At 39.4% G+C, this 2,759-nt stretch carries 3 protein-coding genes and 1 pseudogene; 3 read left to right on the top strand and 1 reads right to left on the bottom strand.

Annotated elements, in window-relative coordinates:
- The 3 genes and pseudogenes from AB840_RS17945 to AB840_RS15025 form a co-directional block, all read left to right on the top strand.
- Positions 1-231 (top strand): annotated as a pseudogene (locus tag AB840_RS17945) (IS1634 family transposase); the annotation flags it as partial.
- On the top strand, positions 225-1,373 hold the full coding sequence (locus tag AB840_RS15030) for a recombinase family protein (RefSeq protein ID WP_053078221.1): 1,149 nt from the start codon (positions 225-227) through the stop codon (positions 1,371-1,373). The pseudogene AB840_RS17945 and the gene AB840_RS15030, both read left to right, overlap by 7 nt.
- A 114-nt stretch (positions 1,374-1,487) precedes the next feature.
- Positions 1,488-1,682, top strand: coding sequence for a YwbE family protein (locus AB840_RS15025; protein ID WP_048515637.1), 195 nt, complete (start codon positions 1,488-1,490; stop codon positions 1,680-1,682).
- Between the two features lie 109 nt (positions 1,683-1,791).
- Here AB840_RS15025 and AB840_RS15020 read toward each other — a convergent pair whose 3' ends face one another.
- Positions 1,792-2,568: an IS3 family transposase gene (locus tag AB840_RS15020; protein ID WP_048515636.1), complete on the bottom strand. Its 777-nt coding sequence runs from the start codon at positions 2,566-2,568 to the stop codon at positions 1,792-1,794.
- Positions 2,569-2,759 lie beyond the last annotated feature (191 nt).

The raw sequence follows: 2,759 nt of genomic DNA, 5'->3' as shown, positions 1-2,759 counted from the left end.
GGCAAAATTTTTGTTACATTTGTTGCGTTGATTCTTATATCGTATCTGGATCAGAAAATGAAACAGGCAAATTTATATAAAAGTTATACATTACATCAGATGCTTGACAAACTGGATGTGATTGAATGTTTCGAAGACGCAGGGCATTCGTTGCGTATTGGCGAGCTTTTAGATAAACAGAAAAAAATTTATGAGGCACTCGGTGTTAAGATGCCAACCTCGTCATGTTAAATCGAGAATCCAGGATATTAGGTATCATCAAAAATGAAAAATATAAAGGTGATATTTTGATGGGAAAAACCTTTACCGTTAGTCCCATTACGAAGAAAAGATTATATAATTTCGGCGAAGAAGATAAATTTTATATTAGGGAACACCATGAGCCTATTATTAGTGCAGAAGTTTTCGCGAAAGCACAAGAAATACGCCATGAAAGAAATGTTGGAAGAAATAAAGGGCCATTTCCTGAAGGTGTTCGTTTGAGAGTTAGTCATCGATTTACTTTTAGCTGTATGATTGAATGTGGTTTTTGTGGCGGAACGTTAACTCACAGAAGTTGGCACAGTGGATCAGATTATCATAAAACTATATGGCAGTGTGTAGTGTCTACCAAAAAGGGGAAAAAATATTGTCCAGACAGTAAAGGGATTACTGAAGAAGCTATTGAAAAGGCATTTGTAGAAAGTTACCGTTTAACTTGTGGCGATAATAAGGACATATTAAATGAATTTATTGAGCGTGCAAGGGATATTTTAAATGATGACACATTTGATAAAGAGTATGAGAAAGCGCAAAAAGATGTTAAAGTTATTGAAGTGAAGCTTAATAAACTGGTTGATTTACGGCTTGATGGGGGGATTGATAAGGCAATTTATGAAGAAAAATACGAAAAAATTTCAAATCAATTGGAAACCAAAAAAGATTACCGCGATAAAATGGCTGTTGCTGTAAGTAAAAAGAAAGATACAGAAAAACGGTTGATGAAATTCAAACGGGTTTTAGAACAAAACAGTATTTTGGATGAATTTGATCCAAGTGTTTTTGAAAGTATAATTGAAAAGGTTATTGTAGGAGGGATTGATGAAGATGGAAATAATGATTCCGCGCAGCTTACTTTTGTTTATAAAACAGGAATCTCAAATCAGTTAAATGGTAGGAATTTTAAGCCAGAAAGAAAAAATGTAAAAGATAAGAAAACAGATACGAATCGTAAAGAGCAAGGAGTTAAATCCTTGAGTTCTGAATCGGAATTGTCTAGTATTATTTATGTAGATAATAAATCGCTTGTTAAATTGGAAGAAGGAGAATTGTGTTCCTTTAGCCATAATGACGATAAGCAAATGTGTTCATTGAGCCGCGACATCACACGTTGAGGCAGTGGCCTTGCTCGCTAGGAGCTGAAAGCGACGCAGGGAGGAATTACACACGGAAAATCCCGCTTGGTTTTGTATCAGAAATCATCCAAATAATAAAGGAGTGAAGATTTTATGAAAAATAGCACTATACGTAAAGACGTGCCACCGGGTACGCATGTCATGGTGGTAAAAAAGGAAGATCAGAGAACGGGTATGCTGACAGAGGGTATTGTGAAAGATGTTCTTACCAATTCAGCGAATCACCCTCGTGGTATTAAGGTGAGACTTGAAGATGGCACAGTAGGCAGGGTACAGAAAATTTTCTAGGATGAATGCAACAGTTTCTTTATGCAGTTTAATCATTACTGCAGCCTTCTCGGTTTAGTGGACACGAATTAGGACAGAAAAAACGAATAAATTTTAGGATTGCATAATCTTATGCAGCCGGATGGGAATGCATTTTTTCAAAGGTGTTTGGAGTCATCCAGCCAATCCCACTGTGAGGACGGACTGCATTGTAATAGGCTTCAATGTACCGGAAAATGGCGACTTCTGCTGCCAGTCGGGTATGGAAATGCTGAAAATGGACGAATTCACACTTCAAACAGTTAAAGAAAATTTCAGCAACTGCGTTCTCATAGGGATTACCGCGTCGCGACATACTCTGGCGTACATGGTGTTGTAACAATAAGTTTCTGTAAGCATAGCAGGCATACTGAGAGCCGCGGTCACTGTGAAAAATCAAACCAGCGGCGGGCGTTTGGCGGTGAATTGCCATGAGCATGGCCGTACAAGTTAAATGGGTGTCTATGTGATTAGAAAAAGCATAGCCGACAATTTTCTTTGTGAAAAGATCTTTAACAACGGCAAGATAAAGCCATCCTTCATCTGTGCCGATGTAGGTAATATCACCGACCCAGGCGGTACTAGGAGCAGGTACATTAAAGTTACGTTGTAAAAGATTGGGCGCGATTGGATACGAATGATTTGAGCAAGTGGTAATTTTGTAGGCGGCGCGTCGAATGGAGTGAATATCGTGTTTTTGCATAAGACGATGAACGCGAGCACGAGAGACGCCAAATCGAGGATGCAGGAAATGAAACAAGCTGTCAAGACCCATGGCAGGATACTTTTGGTGAGTCGTGACGATGGCGCGAGGGAGTGTAAAATGAAGTGTGTAAGTTACCGGTAACCAATTTACTAACTTACGCACTTCATTTTTTTGTCGAGGTGCGGTACACTATCAGAAAGCAGGTTGAAAGGAATTGAGTACAGCACTGATGAAGAAACGTAGAAACCCGAGTGAGAAAGGCCAGGCAATCGCCAAGCTCATCATGGAACAATACCAGCCGAAGACGCAGGAAGACATGCAGATAGCGCTGAAGGACGTGTTCGGTCCTATCT

Origin of the sequence: Megasphaera cerevisiae DSM 20462 (genome assembly GCF_001045675.1) — a bacterium.
Taxonomy (GTDB): domain Bacteria; phylum Bacillota; class Negativicutes; order Veillonellales; family Megasphaeraceae; genus Megasphaera; species Megasphaera cerevisiae.
The sequence above is the reverse complement of the archived record's forward strand: the minus strand, read 5'-3'. Positions and strand labels throughout refer to the sequence as shown.

Coding starts and splice junctions, on each gene's coding strand:
- AB840_RS15030 (WP_053078221.1), top strand. CDS start 225: ATGTTAAATCGAGAATCCAGGATATTAGGTATCATCAAAAATGAAAAA.
- AB840_RS15025 (WP_048515637.1), top strand. CDS start 1,488: ATGAAAAATAGCACTATACGTAAAGACGTGCCACCGGGTACGCATGTC.